This is a genomic window from Ulvibacterium sp., from assembly GCF_965228935.1.
In the GTDB taxonomy this organism is placed as follows: domain Bacteria; phylum Bacteroidota; class Bacteroidia; order Flavobacteriales; family Flavobacteriaceae; genus Ulvibacterium.
The window spans coordinates 2,734,182-2,757,267 of sequence record NZ_OZ245846.1 but is presented as its reverse complement, the minus strand read 5'-3'; the positions used below and the strand labels follow the sequence as shown (position 1 = coordinate 2,757,267).

Sequence of the window (23,086 nt, the reverse complement as noted above, 5' to 3'; positions counted from 1 at the left end):
TAATATCAATTTAATATCAATTTAATATCAAAATAAATATAATCATGACAAGTGAGAAAAATTTGACCCCAATGAACGGCTATTCCATGCTGTTCGTCTTTGTACTCCTATTATTCGGTGGCATTGCCTTGTTGATTGTTGCCAAAAGCCCTGTGACCATCTTAATTATTGTTGCCGCAATTATAATGGTACCGGGCTTTGTCCTTGTTAATCCGAATAGCTCACGTGTTTTGTTGCTTTTCGGGAAATACATCGGTACTATCAAAAAGAACGGTCTGTTTTGGGTCAATCCCTTGTACTCCAAGAGAAAGATTTCCTTACGCGCCAGCAATTTTGATAGCGAACGTCTTAAAGTGAACGACAAATTGGGGAATCCCGTAATGATCAGTACTATTTTGGTTTGGCGGGTAACGGATACCTATAAGGCGGCCTTTGACGTTGATGATTACCAAAATTTTGTACGTGTACAAACGGATGCCGCCGTACGAAAATTGGCCAGCATGTATCCTTATGATAATTTTGCGGATGAAGGCCTTGATGAGGATATTACCCTTAGATCCAGTGTCAACGAAGTAAGTCATGCTTTGGAACAAGAAATCCAAGAACGCTTGTCCATGGCCGGAATAGAAGTATTGGAAGCGCGGATTGGTTATTTGGCCTACGCCCAGGAAATTGCGAACGCCATGCTTAAAAGACAGCAGGCTACCGCAATTGTAGCAGCACGGCACAAAATAGTGGAAGGTGCCGTAAGTATGGTGGAGATGGCTTTGGAAGAACTGAATAAAAATGATATCGTGGATTTGGATGAGGAGCGTAAAGCGGCTATGGTCAGTAACCTGATGGTAGTGCTCTGTTCCGATAAGGACGCGTCGCCAATCGTTAATGCGGGAACTTTAAACCATTAATAATGCGGGTATTCACAGAAATTCAACGGTTCAACCAGTGGTGGATGCAATTGATACAAATTGGATTGGTACTATTTCTTTTATACTCCTTTTACCAGTGGTATATAATCAAGGAACCTACGGGAAATGTTGCCCCGACCGACACTACGTTACAACTCGTTTTAATTTTCTCCATACTACCCATACTAGTATTATTTTATTTCCTAAGATTGGAATCAACCATTGACGAAATTGGCGTACATTATCAATTCTCACCATTTCATAAATCAAAAAAAACAATTGGATGGAAAGATATGGAACAATGCTATGTAAGAAAGTATAGTCCCCTAAGGGAATATGGAGGTTGGGGAGTAAGAGGCTCTTTTGGCAAGAACAAGGCCTACAATGTAAAAGGAAACCAAGGAATACAAATTGAATTAAAAAAAGGAGGAAAAATGCTTGTGGGCACACAACGGAAAACCGAGGCCCAACAGGTGATAGACCGTTATTTTAAAAAGGAACAATGAGCAAAAAGAAAGCGTTTGCCCTACGGTTGAACGAGGAAATGCTAAAGGCCATTGAAAAATGGGCCGCCGACGAGTTTCGCAGCACAAATGGGCAAATTGAATGGATGCTCATGAAAAGCTTAAGGGAAGCCAAACGTGAGCCCAAGAAAAGGACGGAACAGCCCTAAAAAGTTTGGCATTTTTTTAACGTAATAAACATTTAAATTTGGTGTCCGACTAATCCATCACCAATGCCAAGACCAGTTCTTGCCCTTGTTTTTTTTCTGTGTTTATCGTCTCTTTTCGGACAAAACGACAAAAAATCCTTTATCGTAAAATACATCGATACCGAGTTCAAAATCGATGGTATTCTTGATGAGGAAGCGTGGAAAGTAGCTGGAAGTGCCAAGGATTTCCAGCAATATTTTCCCTCGGACTCCATTCTTGCCGAGTACCAAACGGACATAAAAATGCTCTATGATGCCACAACGCTCTATGTAGGGATAAAGGTCACTACGCCGGGTAACGATTATGTCATTCCTTCCTTGGAACGCGATTATAGGGCCGGTGGCAATGACAACATCAGCCTGCTTTTCGATACGTTCAACGATGGTACCAATGCGTTCCTTTTTGGTATGAATCCCTATGGGGTAAGGCGGGAAGCCTTGATTTCCAATGGAGGACAGGGAACTAGCGGCTTCACTACTTCTTGGGATGTGAAATGGAAGGGAGAGGCAAAGCAATATGATGGTTACTATACGGCCGAGATGGCCATTCCGCTTACGTCCTTTAAATTTCCGGAAGGGGTTTCCAAATGGCGTTTTCAAAGTTATCGATTCGATATGCAGAAGAACGAAACCAGTGTATGGTATCCGATACCCCAAAATCAATTGATATTTAACCTTGCCTTCATGGGCGATATGATTTTTGAGAAACCTTTGGGCAAATCCCGTACACCTTTGGCCATTATCCCATACATCAATGCTATTGCGGACAAAGATTATGACTTAGATGTATCCGAGGCCAACCTAAAAGTTGGAGGGGATGCCAAGGTGGCCATCGGCAATGGTTTAAATTTGGATCTTACCTTGAATCCCGACTTTTCCAATGTAGAGGTAGACGATATCTTTACCAATCTCACACGTTTTGAAATATCATTGCCGGAGCGGAGGCAGTTTTTTGTGGATAACAACGATTTGTTTGGAAGTTTTGGGGGCAGTAGGGATGCCAATCCGTTCTTTTCCCGCAGAATAGGTATAGCCACCGATAGTTCCGGAAATTCCGTTCAGAACCGCATAATCGGTGGTGTTAGGCTAAGTGGAAAACTGAACGAGGATTGGCGATTGGGCGTCCTGAATATCCAAACAGACGAAAATCTGGAAACCGAGATCGCCTCGAACAATAATATGATGATCGCCCTGCAAAAAAAGGTCTTTTCCCGCTCCAATTTTGGGTTGTTCTTTATAAACAGGCAAACGTTCAAGGATTACGATTTTGTTACACCGGAAGAGGAGTACAATAGGGTTTTGGGTATAGATTACAATTTAGCTTCCGAGGACAATACCTGGGTGGGAAAATTCTATGCACATAAATCCTTTCAACCGGGAGATGCCGAGGATAATTATTCCGTGGGTGTCTTTTTAAGCCGAAATTCCAGGTATTTCAACATTTTTACCGATTTTGTTTTTATCGATGAGGATTTTGAATCGGATTTGGGTTTTGTGCCCAGAAAAGACATTATAAAGTGGGCCACTTCCTTTGAAAAAGTGTTTTGGCCGAAGAAAGGCCCAATAAACAGTCATGCCATAGAGTTTTTCCCAATTGTCACCTGGAGACCTGGATTGGACTATATGAAAACCGACCATGAGCTACAGGCAAGTTGGAATTTTGAAACGCGGAATTTTTCGGAATTTGGCATAGGATTTTCAAATCAATTCATCTTTTTAGCGGACAGCTTTGATCCTACGGGTACCGAAGATGCCACACCTCTTCCGGAAAATCAAGGTTATCATTTCAACTCCGTTTTTTTAGGGTATGAATCCAACCAGGCCAATGTGCTGGCATTTGAGGGAGAGGCCGCCATAGGCCGTTTCTTTAATGGAGACCGTTTTTCTATTGAAGGTGAGGCCACCTTAAGATTGCAACCCAAGGTACGACTGGGCTTAAATATCAACTATGATAAAATAACCCTTCCCAATCCCTTTCCAAGTGCGGATTTATGGTTGGTGAGCCCCACGGTGAACGTTACCTTCAACAAGTCCGTTTTCTGGTCTACCATATTCCAATACAGCAACCAAAGGGACAATCTGGGTATCAACTCAAGACTGCAGTGGCGGTTTGCCCCCCTATCGGATTTATTCTTGGTATATAACGACAATTATTTTGTAGACCGGTTCTCCCCAAGGTTTCGGTCTATCAATTTAAAATTCACCTATTGGCTCAACATCTAGCGGAGATGAAGAAGCATAGGTCAATGGCCGTTCGCAAAAGAATGGTTGAGGAAATTTAAGCCTAGGGCACCTCAACCTGGGCATGCTCTTGTATTTGAACTTGATTTAATTATATTTGGCAATGCTGTCCTAAAAGGCCTTTAAATGAACCAACTCCCCTTGACCGAAGATACCGTTACGTTTGGACTATTATGTCTATGTTTAGGCTTTGTTTTTTATACCTCTTCCCTAAAAAAAGGATTTTGGAAAAAGTTCTACACGGTGATTCCAACCTTGTTGATGTGTTATATGCTCCCTGCAGTTTTAACCAGCTTGGGAATTATTTCGGAGGAAAGTTCCAATCTGTATTACATCGCCAGTCGCTATCTATTACCGGCCGCCCTGGTACTTATGACCCTAAGTATCGATTTAAAGGCGATAATGAATCTAGGATCTAAGGCCTTGATCATGTTCCTTACCGGAACCATAGGCATTATCATTGGAGGTCCCATAGCCATTCTCATCGTATCCGTATTTTCTCCGGATACGGTAGGAGGCAGTGATTTTGATGCGGTATGGAGAGGATTGACCACTATCGCCGGAAGTTGGATCGGAGGCGGTGCCAACCAAGCGGCCATGTTGGAGGTATTTCAGTATAATCCCAAGAAATTCGGAGACATGGTTTTGATCGATATTGTGGTAGCCAATATTTGGATGGCCATTGTTCTTTTGGGGATAGGTAAATCCGACCGCATAGACAAGTGGCTAAAGGCAGATAACTCATCTATTGAAACGTTAAAAGCAAAAGTTTCCGCGCATACAGAAAAAATAACCCGGATTACTTCGCTATATGATTATATCATTATGTTATGTTTGGCCTTTACCGCCGTTGGCCTGGCACACTACTTTGGGAATCATTTTGCCGAGTTTTTAGAAAATACTTTTGAAGTCATCCGAAATAAGGAAAAGGCACTTTCTTCTTTAGGATCCAAATTCCTATGGATGGTCGTCTTTTCGACTATGGTAGGAATCGGGTTGTCCTTCACTAAGGCAAAAAACTTTGAAGGTGCCGGGGCAAGTAAGATTGGAGGCATGTTTATCTATATTTTGGTCGCCACGATAGGAATGAAAATGGATCTGAGCCGATTTTTGGAAAACCCCGGTTTGATAGCGGTTGGGCTCATTTGGATATCCATACACGCAGGGCTATTGATACTAGTGGCGAAACTAATTAAAGCGCCTTATTTCTTTTTGGCCGTTGGTAGTCAAGCCAATGTCGGGGGGGCTGCCTCAGCTCCGGTGGTAGCGGCGGAATTTCATCCTTCATTGACCTCGGTCGGTATTCTTTTGGCCGTATTGGGTTATGTGGTAGGTACTGCCGGGGCCTATATTTGTGGACTTCTTATGGAAATTGCCGCTACGGTTTAAAATTCGGTAAAGTTTGGTGATATTTGCCCCGTTAAAAAACAGATATGAAAAATCTAACATTTCTTTTTGCAATAGCTCTGCTATTAATCTCCTGTGGAGGTGATGGTAATGAAAACACCATGATCGTCACGGGAAATGTAAAGGGCCTCAAAAAAGGAACGCTTTACTTGCAACATATTCCGGATTCGACATTGGTGACCCTAGATTCCCTTGTGGTCGATGGCGATGGAAGTTTCAGTTTTAAGACCGATATCGAAAGCCCTGAGATTTTTTATCTATACCTGAATAAAAAGGACAATAACGACATTAACGACCGAATTACTTTTTTCGGAGAACCCGGACAAATCAACATCACCACTTCATGGAACACTTTTGACGTTAACGCCAAGGTCGAAGGTTCCGAGACCCAAAAAAAATTGGAAGAATACCGCAAAGTAATGTCCCGGTTCAATTCAAAAAATCTTGAATTTATGCAATTGGCGGCCGACACCGAAAACCCTTTGGATTCACTTCAAATGGACTCCATTCAAAGACTGAGCGATAAAAACATACAAAGAGGTTATGCCTTTGCGCTCAATTTCGCATTGAATAATAAAAACTCGCATATCGCCCCCTACATTGCGCTTACCGAGGTATCGGATGCCAACATTAAGTATTTGGATTCCATTTACAACTCCTTGGCTACGGAAGTGGCCAATGCAAAATATGGGGTCGCTCTAAAGGATTATTTGGAAAATTTGAAAAAAGAGGAATAGCAACTTATCTATTCACCAAGGGCATTGACTTTTTCAACAAGGGCCGTGGCTTTTTTTTCCAAATCATCACGGACTTTTTTAAGATGGGCCTTCCTGTTTTCCACCTTTTTCTGATTTACCTTGGAGATTAAATCATCAAAGGTAACTATGGCATCGTCAATGATTTTTTCACCCTCTTTTGATACTTTATTGCCGTTTGTGGCCTCCACGATATATACGGCATCTATAATGTCTCCCAACACATCGTTAATATTCTTTTTTAAGTCTCGTATACTTGCCATTTCAGATTATTTTTTGCAAAAATAGGGTTTTTGAATTTGGTCAAATGGTAACCTCCAAAAGTTTTGCTCCATTTGTTCTAAGGGAAACCTTATTGGAACTGGCCGCAATCAGGATCGTCTCCCCCTTTTTAATCAAAGTAGAACCGTATTCATTGGCAACATCTACCGAGCCATCCACGCACATGTATATGGTAAAGGAATCCCTTAAGGACAAGTCCTGATCCAGATCTTTGGAGAGGTGGATATAATGGGTCTTAAAATAAGGGCAATCCACCATGGGATTTACAGTATCTCTTTCTGTTGGATAAGTTACTTTAAAGTCCTCCTTTTTTTCATAATCTATAGCATCCAAGGCTAAATCTGTATGCAGCTCCCGTAGATTTCCATTTTTGTCCTTCCGATTAAAATCGAATACGCGATACGTAATATCCGAGGTTTGTTGGATTTCGGCCAATAACACTCCGGCACCTATGGCATGTATCTTTCCGGTATTGATAAAAAAGGTATCTCCTTCCGAAACCTTTTCATAGTTCAACAACTCCAAAAGTGTATTGTTTTTAAGGCTATCCGTGTATTCTTCCTTGGTAACATCGCGATTAAACCCTACAATGAGACTCGCATCCCTTTCCGCATCCATAACATACCACATTTCGGTCTTTCCAAATGAGTTATGGCGCTTTTTTGCCAAGTCATCATTGGGATGCAGTTGTATGGAAAGGTCTTGTTGGGCATCAATGAACTTTATAAGAATGGGAAACTCGGTGCCGAAACGTTCAAAAACGCTTTGTCCCAGTAACTCCACAGGGTGTTCGTCCAGTAATTGTTGCAAGGAGGTGCCGGTCAATTCACCTTGGGCAACTTTGGAAACATCGCCGGAAACCCCGGACAGTTCCCAGCTCTCTCCGGTGATATCATTTGGAATGGACTTTCCCAATACTTGTTTCAATCGGGTACCGCCCCACAGTCTCTCTTTTAGTATCGGTTCAAATTTTAAGGGATAGAATTTCATTTGTTATTTTCTGCTTTTAGGGTTTTTAGGGCCTTTCGCATATGCTGTGATGCATTGACACTATTAAAAACCAGGATAATTTTTCCTTCTTTGTTCACCACATAGGTTTCCCTTCCCGGAAGTATGCCAAAAAGGTGGTCTTCCACTTTAAAAAGTCGTTTTACCTTTTTATCAGTATCCGCCAATAGTACAAATGGCAATCGATACTTGGACGCAAATTTACGGTGCATTTTTTCGGAATCCGAACTTATGCCGATAACCTCTGCCCCCAAATGTGTAAACTCCTCATAACTGTCCCTGAAGGAACAGGCCTCTGCAATACATCCTGGGGTATTGTCCTTGGGATAAAAATAAATGACCAATGCTTTCTTACCTAAAACGTCTTTAACATGGAAGGTCTTTCCCTCTTGGTCCAATAATGAAAAGTCCGGAACAGGATCTCCAACTTTTAGCCCCATGATCAACCGGAATAGGTTACAAAATTTCTTGGAGTCTCGTACAGGACAACTTCCAGTGTTTTATGATTATCAATATGGGGTCTAAGCCTATTCCAAATAACCACAGCGATGTTTTCTGCCGTTGGATTTAAATCCTTAAACTCCGGTACCTGGGTATTTAGGTTTTTATGGTCCAGGGCATCTTCTACCTTTTTCTGTATCAGCTCCTTTAAGACCTTCATGTCCATTACAAAACCGGTATCCGGATCTATTTCCCCGGTAACGCTTACTATTAATTCGTAGTTATGTCCATGGTACTCGGGATTATTGCATTTTCCGAATACCGCATTGTTCTTTTCATCGGTCCAATCTTGGCGATATAGTCTGTGTGCTGCATTAAAATGGGCCCTTCTACTGACTTTCACCTGCATAACTATGAATTTTCACGGATGATATATTCATAAAACCTCTCGAAAATAATCTTGAACCAAACCGTATAACTGTCGGGGTTATCCGTCATATCCTTCTTTATTAATTCCGGTCTCATCCATTTCCAATCCGCTACTTCCTCCGTGTTGATATTGGGAACATCATTATAATTACCCATCATTACATGATCCAATTCGTGCTCCGTAAGCCCATTATCAAATGGGGCCCTGTACTTGAACGAAAAAAGTTCCTTCAGTTCCGTTTCAAAACCCATTTCTTCAAATAGTCTACGTTTACCGGCCTGAATATTGGTTTCCCCCACACGCTGATGGCTACAACAAGTATTGGTCCATAATAAAGGTGAATGATACTTGTTGGCAGCACGTTGTTGGAGCATGGTCTCACCCTCATCGTTCATGATGAAAATAGAAAAAGCCCTGTGAAGTTTGGCTTTTTTATGGGCTTCCATCTTGGGCATGGTTCCAATCTGCTCATCTTGGTCGTTCACTAGAATTACCTCTTCTTCCTTCATATCGTAAAAATAAGACCTTTGCCCAACTTTAAGGTCAAGCCACTTATAAAAAATATTGATGAAAGAATTTGAATTGGTGAGGTTAGGTTCTTTTTAAAAGAACCTTGGTGATTTCAAATTTCCTTTGGTAGTAATAAAGTCGTATCGAAGTATTACCTCAAACGAGCCATTATTGAACCTTGCGTTACCCAATTCCGTGGTCTCTTTGTCATAGGCAATTCCGATAAGGAATTTATTGGATATTTGAAATCCCGCCATGCCACTAAAGGCTGCATCCCATCGGTATGCGCCTCCTAGAATGAACTTTTCGTTCATCATGAAGTTGGCGGAAACATCAACTTGCAAGGGTGCTCCCTGTGTTACTTTGGTCAGCAACGCGGGCTTGAACTTCAAAAATGGGTTTACATCCCATACGTAGCCCGTGATAAAATAGAAGTTCATTTGTTCCCGTGCCGTTGAAAGTGAGGATTCATCAAAATGGGAGGTTTCCAAGAACCTGGGAACGGATAATCCTGCATAAAATCTATTGGTATGGTAATAGACACCTGCACCGATATTGGGTGAAAGCCGATTATCTATATTCTGTTGTAAAGTCTGATCAGGGGCAAATTGATTGAGCTCGGAAAAACGAACATCCAAAAGATTGGCACTACCCTTTAGCCCAAAACTTAACCTTCCTTCAAGGGATGTATAAATGGTATAGGAAAAGTCTATATCAAAATTGGTTTCCGAGGTTGGGCCTATTTGATCATTAACTATGGAAAGTCCCAATCCAACTCCCCTATATCCAATTGGGGAATGGATATTGAAGGTTTGGGTCTTTGGAGCTCCATCCAAACCTACCCATTGTGATCTATGCAGGGCCGCAACACTAATATGCCCTCTAGATCCGGCATAACCAGGGTTTACGCTCACGGTATTATACATATACTGTGTATATTGCGCATCCTGTTGTGAATACATTGAATTCGTAAGCAACATAATCAAAATGAACAAGGGAAGAACTGTCCATTTAACCGAAATCATATGTTGGGCGAATTTTAGCATCTTTATCTGTTTATGTATATATAACCTGAAAGTGATTGTTGATTTCCAGTATCATCCTCATAATCCAGTATATAGAAATACGTTCCTACGGGTAATTTATTGTCTGCATCAACAGTGACCCTTCCTTGGGAGGTACCATCAAAAACGTTTCCTTGTGTATTGTACCCATTTGTGGTATAGACCTGTACACCCCAGCGGTTGTAGATTCTGATCGTGTTGTTGGGGAAATTCTCCAACCCACTGATTTGAAGAACGTCATGTACACCATCTCCGTTGGGTGTTAGTACGTTAAACACCTCTACTGCATCCTCCTCACGGTTCGGTTCTAGGTAATCAGGGGTACCATCACCATCGGAATCATCGTTGGCATAGTTGCCGTCTCCGTTCATATCCTCTTCTACGGTTCGCAGCGCATCCCCATCATCGTCCGTGTCCCTATAGTCGGATTCATCATCGCCATCCGTATTGGGCAAGTCGTTGAAAGGATCATCAATTTCGTCATTCACATCCAAATCAATTACGGTTGTCCCTTCATACCCATCGTCCAAACCATCATTATCCTTGTCCGAACCAATAAATGTTACATCGGCTATTCCATCTTGATTGTGATCATGTCCTTCTATATTATCTGGCACATTGTCATCGTCACTATCCTCGTCCAGGTAATCAGGAAGAAGGTCTCCATCCGTGTCCACTGGGAATATCCCTAAAGAACCATCCTCGTAAGCGTCGTCCAATCCGTTGCCATTGACATCCTCGCCGCTTGGTGCAATATAGCCAGAGGTTGTCTGGGCCTCTACATTATCCGGAATACCATCATTATCACTATCGATATCCAGATAATCCGGGAATCCATCGCCATCCGAATCTGTAGGGTCTGTGGATGGGTCATTATCCCCATCCAAATTCAAATCCTCAAAACTGTCCACTATCCCGTCGTCATCACTATCCAGATCAACCCCTATAGGATTGACCACCACAGTTACGGTGGCGGTATCACAATTGCCCGAATTGTCACAAAGGGTATAGGTAAACGTGTCCGTTCCTATAAAACCAGTATTGGGCACATAGCTAACACTATCATCGGAAGGATTGTTGGGGGTACCATTGTCATCAACCGTTACTACCCCATCTGTAGGATTTGTAAGGGTCAAAGTCCCTATTGTTGGCAAATCATTGTCATTGGCCAGAATATCGATATCTACGGCAGTGTCCTCCGTAGTTGCAATGGAGTCATCAAAAACATCCAAAATGGGTAGCACATCGACGGTTACGGTGGCCGGACTACAATCCCCAACTGTATTACAAACAGTATAATCAAAAGAATCCAGTCCGTTGTAGTCCGGGTTCGGCATGTAGGTTACCACATCGTCCGTTGGATCATTGGGTGTCCCATTATTGTCAATATTCACGGTACCATTTGCGGGATTTGTAGTGGTCAAACTTCCCGCGGTCGGTAAATCGGAATCATTGGCATAGATATCCACGATGACGGATTCATCCTCATTGGTAGTAACCAAATCATCTACCAAAGTAGCCGCCTGTTGCAAACAGACCACAGTAAAATTGGGCAAGGCAATGGAGTTTCCTGCTTTGGTCAAGGTAGCCGTATAGCGAGTAACCGTAGTGGTGGCAGTGACTACCGGCCTTAATGGATCTCCGGATACGGCCGGTGACCAACTTACCGTTGCACTGCCGCTCACATTGGCGGAAATATCCAAAGTAACTTGATTATCGGGTGCCGTGCAATCCGTTAGAATGAAATACCCCGTAGCATTGGAACCACAAAGCGTACCGTCATAGGTTGCAAAATAGACCCCGGGTGTTGAGGTTTCATAAAAGAAATCGGTTCCTAAAACCGTACTGGTGTCGGATGCCTCATACCACCTATAGTTGCTTTCATCGGTACTATTGGGTGCTTGCAACAAAAACTGCGCTTGGGATATACCTATCCCCAATAGGGTAAAAACCATACCGAGGAAAATAGTCTTGTATGTGTAGGGGCGCGTCAAATCGATTTATACAGTTTTTGGTTTATCGCACTACGAAGACAACGTTAATAAGACTGTTATAATCCGGTGGTGTACCTACTACATCATATTGCATTACACCTGTTGCGCTAATACTGTCTATATTTAATACGGCCGGATCGGCATAGGTGACATAATAATATAGTTCGGTATTGGCGTAGGTAGGTACTGCTGCCGGGGCTCCTGCACTCGCCATAGTTGGTGTTCCGAATTGATCTATATATTCCTGATACAGGTCAATAGTGGCATTGTTGGTCAAGGTCGATGCATCTATCGCAATTGAGGGCGGATAAAAAATACGTGCGGCTTTTGCCGTAATTGGGGCTATATCTTGAATCACGTCCTCTACAGTAGCTTCTGTATTTCCATCTCCGTCTACATCTACCGGGGTATCCGAGTCAACTTCGGAAGCGACTTGATCATCGGTTTCGTTTATGAATAAACCATTATCCGTACCTATTGCCAAATCGTTATCGGTATCGGATGAAATATTTACAGCAAGACCAACATTTTCCAACAGGGAGTTCGCTGGAGTACCGGTAAGGGTCACCGTTCCGTTAGGGGAGGTAATAGATCCGTCCCCGGTAAGTGCCGTTACGTCAACATCCAGTCCTACATTCTCCAACAGGGAGTTTGCGGGAGTGCCCGTGAGGGTTATGGTGCTGTTGGGCGAGGTAATACTACCATCTCCGGACAATGCAGTTACATCGACATCCAGTCCCACGTTCTCCAACAATGAGCTCGCAGGGGTGCCTGTGAGTGTTATCGTGCTGTTAGGTGAAGTAATACTGCCATCTCCGGATAAAGCGGTCACGTCGACATCAAGGCCAACATTCTCCAACAGGGAGTTCGCAGGAGTGCCCGTAAGGGTTATTGTGCTGTTGGGCGAGGTGATACTACCATCTCCGGATAAAGCCGTTACATCGACATCAAGGGTGACATCCTCCAATATTGAATTGGCAGGCGTACCGCCAAGGGTTACCGTTCCGTTAGGGGAGGTGATAGAGCCATCACCGGTAAGGGCTGTTACGTCAACATCAAGTCCAACGTTTTCCAACAGGGAGTTTGCGGGGGTGCCCGTGAGTGTTATCGTGCTATTAGGTGAAGTAATACTACCATCCCCGGAAAGGGCCGTTACATCCACATCTAACCCTACATCCTCGAAAAGGGAATTGGCAGGGGTGCCCGTAAGGGTTATCGTACTGTTCGGGGAAGTGACACTACCATCGGCCAAGGCGGATTCGTTTACATCAAGGGTGACGTTCTCTAATAATGAATTTGCAGGAGTACCTCCAAGGGTAACTGTGCCGTTCGGGGAAGTGATAGAGCCGTCTCCTGTAAGGGCGGTCACGTCAACATCCAGCCCTACGTTCTCCAACAGGGAGTTGGCCGGAGTGCCCGTGAGTGTTATCGTGCTATTAGGTGAAGTAATACTACCATCCCCGGAAAGGGCCGTTACATCGACATCCAGGGTTACATCCTCCAATAATGAGTTCGCGGGCGTACCACCAAGGGTCACCGTGCCGTTCGGTGAGGTGATCGATCCGTCACCCGTAAGTGCGGTTACGTCAACATCCAGTCCAACGTTCTCCAACAATGAGTTTGCTGGAGTACCTGTAAGTGTTATCGTGCTGTTGGGCGAGGTGATACTACCATCTCCGGAAAGTGCAGTTACATCCACATCTAAACCTACATCCTCGAAAAGGGAATTGGCAGGGGTGCCCGTAAGGGTTATCGTGCTGTTCGGGGAGGTCACGCTGCCATCAGCCAATGCCGATTCGTTTACGTCCAGTCCCACATTCTCCAATAACGAGTTCGCTGGGGTACCTGTAAGTGTTATTGTGCTGTTAGGCGAGGTGATACTACCATCCCCGGAAAGGGCCGTTACATCGACATCCAGGGTTACATCCTCCAATAATGAGTTCGCGGGCGTACCACCAAGGGTCACCGTTCCGTTCGGGGAGGTGATAGAGCCATCACCGGTAAGGGCTGTTACGTCAACATCAAGTCCAACGTTTTCCAACAGGGAGTTTGCGGGGGTACCCGTGAGTGTTATCGTGCTGTTAGGTGAAGTAATACACCATCCCCGGAAAGTGCGGTCACATCTACATCCAATCCTACATCCTCGAAAAGGGAATTGGCAGGGGTGCCCGTAAGGGTTATCGTACTGTTCGGGGAAGTGACACTACCATCGGCCAAGGCGGATTCGTTTACATCAAGGGTGACGTTCTCCAACAATGAATTTGCAGGTGTACCGCCAAGGGTAACCGTGCCGTTGGGAGAGGTGATGCTGCCATCACCTGATAATGCGGTTACGTCCACATCCAGTCCCACGTTCTCCAATAATGAGTTGGCCGGAGTGCCGGTTAATGTTATCGTGCTGTTGGGTGAAGTAATACTACCATCACCGGACAATGCGGTCACATCGACATCAAGGCCAACATCTTCGAAAAGGGAATTGGCAGGAGTGCCCGTAAGGGTTATCGTACTGTTCGGGGAAGTGACACTACCATCGGCCAAGGCGGATTCGTTTACATCGAAGGTTACATCCTCCAATAATGAGTTCGCGGGTGTACCGCCAAGGGTCACCGTCCCGTTGGGCGAGGTGATACTTCCGTCACCGGACAACGCGGTTACATCGACGTCAAGGGTGACATCCTCCAATATTGAGTTGGCAGGCGTACCGCCAAGGGTCACCGTTCCGTTCGGGGAAGTGATCGATCCGTCTCCCGTAAGGGCCGTTACGTCAACATCAAGTCCCACATTCTCCAATAATGAGTTCGCTGGGGTACCTGTAAGTGTTATTGTGCTGTTGGGCGAGGTGATACTACCATCACCGGAAAGTGCGGTCACATCTACATCCAATCCTACGTTCTCCAATAATGAGTTCGCTGGGGTACCTGTAAGTGTTATTGTGCTGTTAGGCGAGGTAATCGATCCGTCTCCGGATAATGCGCTTACGTCGACATCAAGGGTTACATCCTCCAATATTGAATTCGCAGGAGTACCTCCAAGGGTAACCGTTCCGTTCGGGGAGGTGATAGACCCGTCGCCTGTAAGGGCCGTTACATCCACATCCAGTCCTACATCCTCTAACAATGAGTTGGCCGGAGTGCCTGTAAGGGTTATCGTGCTGTTAGGTGAAGTAATACTACCATCTCCGGAAAGTGCGGTCACATCTACATCCAATCCTACATCCTCGAAAAGGGAATTGGCAGGAGTGCCCGTAAGGGTTATCGTACTGTTCGGGGAAGTGACACTACCATCGGCCAAGGCGGATTCGTTTACATCAAGGGTGACGTTCTCTAATAATGAATTTGCAGGAGTACCTCCAAGGGTAACCGTGCCGTTCGGGGAGGTGATAGAGCCGTCTCCAGTAAGGGCCGTTACGTCAACATCAAGACCTACATTTTCCAATAATGAGTTCGCTGGGGTGCCCGTGAGTGTTATTGTGCTGTTAGGCGAGGTAATACTACCATCTCCAGATAAAGCGGTTACGTCAACATCAAGACCAACGTCCTCGAAAAGGGAGTTGGCAGGGGTGCCCGTAAGGGTTATCGTACTGTTCGGGGAAGTGACACTACCATCGGCCAAGGCGGATTCGTTTACGTCAAGGGTTACATCCTCCAATATTGAGTTGGCAGGGGTTCCGCCAAGGTTTACCGTTCCGTTCGGAGAGGTGATTGATCCGTCTCCTGTAAGGGCCGTTACATCCACATCCAGTCCTACATCCTCCAACAATGAGTTTGCGGGAGTGCCCGTGAGTGTTATCGTGCTGTTGGGCGAGGTAATACTGCCATCTCCAGACAACGCAGTCACGTCGACATCAAGGGTGACATCCTCTAAAATAGAGTTCGCAGGCGTACCGCCAAGGGTCACCGTACCGTTCGGGGAGGTGATCGATCCGTCACCGGAAAGAGCGGTCACATCGACATCAAGGGTGACATCCTCCAAAATCGAGTTTGCAGGCGTACCGCCAAGGGTTACCGTTCCGTTAGGGGAGGTGATAGAACCGTCACCCGTAAGGGCGGTCACGTCGACATCCAGTCCTACGTTCTCCAAAAGGGAGTTTGCGGGAGTGCCCGTGAGTGTTATTGTGCTGTTGGGCGAGGTAATACTACCATCTCCAGATAAAGCGGTCACGTCGACATCAAGACCAATGTCCTCGAAAAGGGAATTGGCAGGAGTACCTGTAAGGGTTATCGTGCTGTTGGGCGAGGTGATACTACCATCACCGGAAAGTGCGGTCACATCTACATCCAATCCTACATCCTCGAAAAGGGAATTGGCAGGAGTACCCGTAAGGGTTATCGTACTGTTCGGGGAGGTCACGCTACCATCGGCCAATGCAGATTCGTTTACATCGAAGGTTACATCCTCCAATAATGAGTTAGCCGGAGTACCGCCAAGGGTAACCGTACCGTTCGGTGACGTTATGGATCCGTCGCCTGTAAGGGCCGTTACATCAACGTCAAGGGTGACATCCTCCAATATTGAATTGGCAGGTGTACCACCAAGGGTCACCGTTCCGTTCGGGGAGGTAATCGATCCGTCTCCTGATAATGCGGTTACGTCCACATCAAGGCCTACATTCTCCAATAATGAGTTGGCCGGAGTGCCCGTGAGTGTTATTGTGCTGTTGGGCGAAGTAATACTACCATCTCCGGATAAAGCCGTCACATCGACATCAAGAGTGACATCCTCCAATATTGAATTAACAGGTGTACCACCAAGGGTTACCGTTCCGTTCGGGGAAGTGATAGACCCGTCACCGGTAAGTGCCGTCACATCTACATCAAGGCCTACGTCCTCCAACAAGGAGTTTGCGGGAGTGCCTGTCAGGGTTACTGTTCCGTTCGGAGACGTTATGGATCCGTCGCCTGTAAGTGCGGTCACGTCAACGTCAAGACCTACATCCTCAAAAAGTGAATTGGCGGGAGTACCGGTAAGCGTTATCGTGCTGTTCGGAGAGGTTACGCTACCATCGGCCAATGCCGATTCGTTTACATCAAGAGTGACATCCTCCAATAGGGAGTTGGCGGGCGTACCGCCAAGGGTCACCGTACCATTGGGCGAGGTGATACTTCCGTCACCGGTCAATGCGCTTATGTCGACATCAAGGGTGACATCCTCCAATATTGAATTCGCAGGAGTACCTCCAAGGGTAACCGTTCCGTTCGGGGAGGTTATAGATCCGTCACCCGTAAGGGCGGTCACGTCTACATCCAATCCTACGTTCTCCAATAATGAGTTGGCCGGAGTTCCCGTGAGTGTTATCGTGTTGTTGGGCGAAGTAATACTGCCATCTCCGGATAAAGCCGTCACGTCGACATCAAGACCTACATCCTCAAAAAGGGAATTGGCAGGAGTACCCGTAAGGGTTATCGTACTGTTCGGAGAGGTCACGCTACCATCGGCCAAGGCGGATTCGTTTACGTCAAGGGTGACATCCTCCAATATTGAGTTGGCAGGGGTCCCGCCAAGGGTTACCGTGCCGTTCGGTGACGTTATGGATCCGTCTCCTGTAAGGGCCGTTACGTCGACATCCAATCCAACATCTTCCAATAATGAGTTCGCAGGGGTACCCGTAAAGGTTACAGTCCCATTGGGTGAGGTGATGCTGCCATCGCCTGATAATGCGGTCACGTCGACATCTAGGCCAACATTCTCGAAAAGGGAATTGGTAGGAGTGCCCGTAAGCGTTATCGTGCTGTTAGGTGAGGTGACACTGCCACTGGCCAGACCTGTGACATCCACTTCTAAAGCTCCACTTGCGTTCTGGGTAAGACCATTACCCGCTACGTCGGGATTTATAGTCGCCGCATTCACGGCATCCGTTCCTATATCACTAGAGCTTATGGTCCCATCCAATATTTGAGTGGTAGTAATCCCTCCATCGGCCACGCCCAAGGTAAACGGGGATATGGTCGTACCTGCACCGGAACGTACCAAGGTCCCGTTGGTAGCATTGGTCACTTCGTTGCCTATTACTCCATCATTTTCGGTAACGGTAACAGAACCCAAATCGACCAAGGTCCATGATGAGGTTGCATCGTCCCATTGCATTACTTGACCATCTGCAGTACCATCTGCTATATTTTCAAGTTGTACGGCATTATCCGCCAATTTTGTGTTGTCCACAGCATCTGGAGCCAACTTTACGGTTGTTATGGCACCATCGGCCACATCAAGGCCAACGTCCTCCAACAAGGAGTTCGCCGGAGTACCGGTAAGGGCTATAGTGCTGTTAGGCGAAGTAATACTGCCATCTCCGGATAAAGCCGTCACGTCGACGTCAAGGGTGACATCCTCCAACAAGGAGTTCGCTGGCGTACCACCGAGGGTCACCGTTCCGTTCGGGGAGGTAATAGATCCGTCTCCTGTAAGGGCAGTTACGTCAACATCCAATCCAACATCTTCCAATAATGAGTTCGCAGGCGTACCTGTAAGGGTTATTGTGCTGTTGGGCGAGGTAATAGATCCATCACCGGATAACGCGGTCACATCAACATCGAAACCTACATCCTCCAATAATGAGTTCGCAGGCGTACCTGTCAAGGTCACCGTACCATTCGGTGAAGTGATGCTACCGTCTCCTGACAATGCGGTAATATCCACATCAAGGCCTACATCTTCCAATAATGAGTTTGCAGGAGTACCTGTAAGTGTTATGGTACTATTTGGAGAGGTGACACTACCATCACCGGACAATGCGCTTACGTCGACATCAAGGGTGACATCCTCTAAAATAGCGTTCGCGGGCGTACCGCCTAGGGTTACCGTACCATTTGGTGACGTTATGGATCCGTCGCCTGTTAGTGCTGTTACATCAACATCAAGACCTACATCTTCCAGCAAGGAATTGGTAGGTGTACCGGTAAGTGTTATCGTACTGTTAGGTGAAGTGATACTGCCATCTCCCGACAATGCCGTCACGTCAACGTCAAGGGTAACATCTTCCAAAATCGAATTCGCGGGCGTACCTCCTAGGGTCACTGTACCGTTGGGCGAGGTAATCGATCCATCACCGGATAATGCTGTTACGTCCACATCAAGAGTAACATCCTCTAATATTGAATTGGTAGGTGTACCACCTAGGGTTACCGTTCCATTGGGCGAGGTAATGCTACCATCACCGGACAATGCGCTCACGTCCACATCAAGGCCTACGTCCTCTAACAGAGAGTTAGCAGGGGTACCTGTCAAGGTTACTGTTCCGTTCGGAGACGTTATGGATCCGTCGCCTGTTAGTGCTGTAACGTTAACGTCAAGACCTACATCTTCGAAAAGTGAATTGGCGGGAGTACCGGTAAGCGTTATCGTGCTGTTCGGAGAGGTTACGCTACCATCGGCCAGTGCCGATTCGTTTACATCAAGGGTGACATCCTCTAATATTGAATTGGCAGGTGTACCACCTAGGGTTACTGTTCCATTGGGCGAGGTAATACTACCATCACCGGATAATGCCGTTACGTCCACATCAAGGGTGATATCCTCCAATAGGGAGTTGGCAGGTGTACCTCCTAGGGTTACCGTTCCGTTCGGTGAAGTGATAGAGCCATCTCCTGTAAGTGCGGTCACGTCAACGTCAAGGCCGACATCCTCCAACAAGGAGTTCGCAGGGGTACCCGTCAGGGTCACCGTTCCATTGGGCGAGGTGATACTACCGTCACCGGACAATGCGCTCACGTCCACATCAAGGGTAACATCCTCCAATAGGGAGTTGGCGGGAGTACCGCCAAGGGTTACCGTTCCGTTCGGAGACGTTATGGATCCGTCGCCCGTAAGCGCGGTCACATCAACATCCAATCCAACATCCTCTAATAGGGAGTTCGCAGGAGTACCTGTAAGTGTTATCGTACTGTTAGGTGAAGTAATACTACCATCACCGGATAGTGCAGTTACATCGACATCCAGTCCAACGTCTTCGAAAAGGGCATTTGCTGGAGTGCCGGTAAGCGTTATCGTACTGTTCGGGGAGGTGACACTGCCATCGGCCAGACCGGTTACATCCACCTCCAACGCTCCGCTGGCGTTCTGGGTAAGGCCGTTTCCAGCCACATCAGGGTTTATAGTTGCCGCATTGACCGCATCGGTACCTATATCGCCGGAAGCTATGGTACCATCCAATATTTGGGTGGTGGTAATTCCTCCATCGGCTACCCCCAAGGTAAAAGGGGAGGCTGTGGTACCCAAACCGGAACGTACCAAGGTCCCGTTGGTGGCGTTGGTGACTTCGTTGCCTATTACCCCATCCAAGTCCGGAGTAGCACTTCCTCCAACTGCATTCCATGTGGCTCCGTCCCAAATATATAATTGACCTGCCACATCGTCTACATAAGTCACCCCAACATTACTTGGCGTCACTGCTGGTGCACCAGAACCAATTAAGGTAAGCTCATTGGTCAAATCCTCATCGGGATCAGTGGAATTTACCGTATAGTTTCCATTGCCATCGTCGTTAACCGTAATGGCACCGGTTCCGGCAACTACGGTTTCACTCAATGAAGAAAGATCCACGGTAGTTGAACTACCCCGTTCAATATCTATTTGTAGCTCATTACTTCCATCAAGAGTAGCTCCTGTAAGGTTTTGATTATCGCTACTATTATTGGCCAAATCCTGTATGGCTTCCTGAACATTGGTTTCATCTGTAAGATCGCCATCCACATCAATATTTGGGCTAAGTGGAACCTGGGCTGCATTTTGATCATCCGTGCCATCAAAGGAAGTGATAGTCGTATCCTCAGAGGTATAGGTATAGGTTATGCCATCCAAAGTTGAAAGGGTAGTGACAGTTTCCGCGGGCAAGGTGATCACCGTTGGCGTGCCCTCCTCGTCCGTATAGGTCAGCTCCCGAGTGGCCGGGTTGAAGGCCAGGCTACCCACGTTGAGCGGGATGTTCGTCAAAAGGCCAGCCTCATCGGTATAGTCCAGACTGTTCCCGTCCGCACCCAGGGCAAGGTTGCCCACGTTCAGGGGGATCACGTTCGTATTGTTGTCCTCGTCCACATATTCAAGGTTGTTGCCGTTCAGCGTAAGGCTCGTCAGGAACTCGGCCGGCAGGGCGATAACCGTTGGCGTGCCCTCCTCGTCCGTATAGGTCAGCTCCCGAGTGGCCGGGTTGAAGGCCAAACTCCCGACGTTCAGCGGGATGTTCGTCAAAAGGCCAGCCTCATCGGTATAGTCCAGACTGTTCCCGTCCGCACCCAGGGCAAGGTTGCCCACGTTCAGGGGGATCACGTTCGTATTGTTGTCCTCGTCCACATATTCAAGGTTGTTGCCGTTCAGCGTAAGGCTCGTCAGGAACTCGGCCGGCAGGGCGATAACCGTTGGCGTGCCCTCCTCGTCCGTATAGGTCAGCTCCCGAGTGGCCGGGTTGAAGGCCAAACTCCCGACGTTCAGCGGGATGTTCGTCAAAAGGCCAGCCTCATCGGTATAGTCCAGACTGTTCCCGTCCGCACCCAGGGCAAGGTTGCCCACGTTGAGCGGGATCACGTTCGTATTGTTGTCCTCGTCCACATATTCCAGGCTGTTGCCGTTCAGCGTAAGGCTCGTCAGGAACTCGGCCGGTAGGGCGATCACCGTTGGCGTGCCCTCCTCGTCCGTATAGGTCAGCTCCCGAGTGGCCGGGTTGAAGGCCAAACTCCCGACGTTCAGCGGGATGTTCGTCAAAAGGCCAGCCTCATCGGTATAGTCCAGACTGTTCCCGTCCGCACCCAGGGCAAGGTTGCCCACGTTGAGCGGGATCACGTTCGTATTGTTGTCCTCGTCCACATATTCCAGGCTGTTGCCGTTCAGCGTAAGGCTCGTCAGGAACTCGGCCGGCAGGGCGATAACCGTTGGCGTGCCCTCCTCGTCCGTATAGGTCAGCTCCCGAGTGGCCGGGTTGAAGGCCAAACTCCCGACGTTCAGCGGGATGTTCGTCAAAAGGCCAGCCTCGTCCGTATAGTCCAGACTGTTCCCGTCCGCACCCAGGGCAAGGTTGCCCACGTTGAGCGGGATAACGTTCGTATTGTTGTCCTCGTCCACATATTCAAGGCTGTTGCCGTTCAGCGTAAGGCTCGTCAGGAACTCGGCCGGCAGGGCGATAACCGTTGGCGTGCCCTCCTCGTCCGTATAGGTCAGCTCCCGAGTGGCCGGGTTGAAGGCCAAACTCCCGACGTTCAGCGGGATGTTCGTCAAAAGGCCAGCCTCGTCCGTATAGTCCAGACTGTTCCCGTCCGCACCCAGGGCAAGGTTGCCCACGTTGAGCGGGATAACGTTCGTATTGTTGTCCTCGTCCACATATTCCAGGCTGTTGCCGTTCAGCGTAAGGCTCGTCAGGAACTCGGCCGGTAGGGCGATAACCGTTGGCGTGCCCTCCTCGTCCGTATAGGTCAGCTCACGTGTGGCCGGGTTGAAGGCCAAACTCCCGACGTTCAGCGGGATGTTCGTCAAAAGGCCAGCCTCGTCCGTATAGTCCAGACTGTTCCCGTCCGCGCCCAACGCAAGGTTGCCCACGTTGAGCGGGATAACGTTCGTATTGTTGTCCTCGTCCACATATTCAAGGTTGTTGCCGTTCAGCGTAAGGCTCGTCAGGAACTCCGCCGGAAGCGTTATCACCGTAGGGGTGCCCGCCTCGTCCGTATAGGTCAGCTCACGTGTGGCCGGGTTGAAGGCCAAACTCCCGACGTTCAGCGGGATGTTCGTCAAAAGGCCAGCCTCGTCCGTATAGTCCAGACTGTTCCCGTCCGCGCCCAACGCAAGGTTGCCCACGTTGAGCGGGATAACGTTCGTATTGTTGTCCTCGTCCACATATTCAAGGCTGTTGCCGTTGAGTGTTAAAGAGGTCAAAGTATCAGAGGGTAAAGTTACCGTAATAGGTGCACCGCCATTCTCCAATTCCAAGGTAAGTTCCCGAGTCGCCGGATTAAAACTAAAGTCCAAAATCTGTTGACTATCCGTTGATGTCAATTCCCATGAATTTCCATCCCAGAAGTAGATGGTGCCTGTATTTGTATTTACATAGATATCCCCGGTATCCGCCCCACCAGGCGATATTGATCCCGGACTTGTTACAGCCGTACCACTTAAGACCTCGCAATTACACTGATCTTGTAGTGTAACCGTGGTTTGCGAATATGCAAATCCGGATATTAGAAAAATGAGCAGTAAGATTCTCTTATACATGGTAATATCTTTACTTAAAATGTTTTTTACTATACTTTCAAAGGCCTTTTTACGGCCTTGTCCAATTGACGGATTGATCTTTTGTACATGTTGCCCCATGATTTAAATAGAATAAACCTTTTGTACCGCTATTGTCGGTTAAGTACA

The 23,086-nt window shown here is 47.0% G+C and carries 15 protein-coding genes; 6 read left to right on the top strand and 9 right to left on the bottom strand.

The genetic code is table 11. The annotated features are described in order from the left end of the window. The first annotated feature begins 44 nt into the window (after window positions 1-44). The 6 genes from ACO06Y_RS11625 (at window position 45) to ACO06Y_RS11600 (ending at window position 6,002) form a co-directional block, all read left to right on the top strand. Window positions 45-905 carry an SPFH domain-containing protein gene (locus ACO06Y_RS11625; RefSeq protein ID WP_422083993.1) on the top strand — a complete coding sequence of 287 codons (861 nt, stop codon included), beginning with the start codon at window positions 45-47 and terminating at the stop codon, window positions 903-905. A 2-nt stretch (window positions 906-907) separates the two neighbouring features. Then, window positions 908-1,411, top strand: a complete 504-nt coding sequence (locus ACO06Y_RS11620) for a hypothetical protein (RefSeq protein ID WP_422083992.1) — start codon at window positions 908-910, stop codon at window positions 1,409-1,411. Continuing rightward, a complete protein-coding gene (locus ACO06Y_RS11615) occupies window positions 1,408-1,578 on the top strand; it encodes an Arc family DNA-binding protein (RefSeq protein ID WP_422083991.1) in 171 nt (56 codons plus the stop codon). The genes ACO06Y_RS11620 and ACO06Y_RS11615 overlap by 4 nt, the downstream gene beginning before the upstream one ends. A 63-nt stretch (window positions 1,579-1,641) precedes the next feature. Continuing rightward, on the top strand, window positions 1,642-3,840 hold the full coding sequence (locus ACO06Y_RS11610) for a DUF5916 domain-containing protein (RefSeq protein ID WP_422083990.1): 2,199 nt from the start codon (window positions 1,642-1,644) through the stop codon (window positions 3,838-3,840). A 144-nt stretch (window positions 3,841-3,984) separates the two neighbouring features. Beyond that, complete coding sequence (locus tag ACO06Y_RS11605; RefSeq protein ID WP_422083989.1) at window positions 3,985-5,247, top strand: DUF819 domain-containing protein; 1,263 nt, start codon at window positions 3,985-3,987, stop codon at window positions 5,245-5,247. Window positions 5,248-5,291: 44 nt separating this feature from the next. Next, the gene (locus ACO06Y_RS11600) at window positions 5,292-6,002 is read left to right on the top strand and encodes a DUF4369 domain-containing protein (RefSeq protein WP_422083988.1); all 711 of its coding nucleotides are present in this window, start codon (window positions 5,292-5,294) and stop codon (window positions 6,000-6,002) included. A gap of 8 nt (window positions 6,003-6,010) precedes the next feature. Here ACO06Y_RS11600 and ACO06Y_RS11595 read toward each other — a convergent pair whose 3' ends face one another. From ACO06Y_RS11595 to ACO06Y_RS11555, 9 genes are all read right to left on the bottom strand, one after another. Then, window positions 6,011-6,283 (bottom strand): hypothetical protein, encoded by a 273-nt coding sequence (locus ACO06Y_RS11595; protein WP_422083987.1) that lies wholly within the window; start codon window positions 6,281-6,283, stop codon window positions 6,011-6,013. 40 nt (window positions 6,284-6,323) lie between these two features. Further along, window positions 6,324-7,292: a type I phosphomannose isomerase catalytic subunit gene (locus ACO06Y_RS11590; RefSeq protein ID WP_422083986.1), complete on the bottom strand. Its 969-nt coding sequence runs from the start codon at window positions 7,290-7,292 to the stop codon at window positions 6,324-6,326. After that, window positions 7,289-7,750, bottom strand: coding sequence for a peroxiredoxin (locus ACO06Y_RS11585; protein WP_422083985.1), 462 nt, complete (start codon window positions 7,748-7,750; stop codon window positions 7,289-7,291). The genes ACO06Y_RS11590 and ACO06Y_RS11585 overlap by 4 nt, the downstream gene beginning before the upstream one ends. Window positions 7,751-7,752: 2 nt before the next feature. After that, complete coding sequence (locus ACO06Y_RS11580; protein ID WP_422083984.1) at window positions 7,753-8,160, bottom strand: 6-pyruvoyl trahydropterin synthase family protein; 408 nt, start codon at window positions 8,158-8,160, stop codon at window positions 7,753-7,755. A gap of 2 nt (window positions 8,161-8,162) precedes the next feature. Beyond that, a complete protein-coding gene (idi, locus tag ACO06Y_RS11575; protein ID WP_422083983.1) occupies window positions 8,163-8,690 on the bottom strand; it encodes an isopentenyl-diphosphate Delta-isomerase in 528 nt (175 codons plus the stop codon). Window positions 8,691-8,783: 93 nt separating this feature from the next. Beyond that, on the bottom strand, window positions 8,784-9,737 hold the full coding sequence (locus tag ACO06Y_RS11570; protein WP_422083982.1) for a type IX secretion system membrane protein PorP/SprF: 954 nt from the start codon (window positions 9,735-9,737) through the stop codon (window positions 8,784-8,786). Window positions 9,738-9,739: 2 nt separating this feature from the next. Then, the gene (locus ACO06Y_RS11565) at window positions 9,740-11,710 is read right to left on the bottom strand and encodes a gliding motility-associated C-terminal domain-containing protein (protein ID WP_422083981.1); all 1,971 of its coding nucleotides are present in this window, start codon (window positions 11,708-11,710) and stop codon (window positions 9,740-9,742) included. Window positions 11,711-11,771: 61 nt separating this feature from the next. After that, on the bottom strand, window positions 11,772-13,790 hold the full coding sequence (locus ACO06Y_RS11560; protein ID WP_422083980.1) for a beta strand repeat-containing protein: 2,019 nt from the start codon (window positions 13,788-13,790) through the stop codon (window positions 11,772-11,774). A 29-nt stretch (window positions 13,791-13,819) separates the two neighbouring features. Next, complete coding sequence (locus ACO06Y_RS11555) at window positions 13,820-22,939, bottom strand: hypothetical protein (RefSeq protein WP_422083979.1); 9,120 nt, start codon at window positions 22,937-22,939, stop codon at window positions 13,820-13,822. Between the last annotated feature and the right edge of the window lie 147 nt (window positions 22,940-23,086).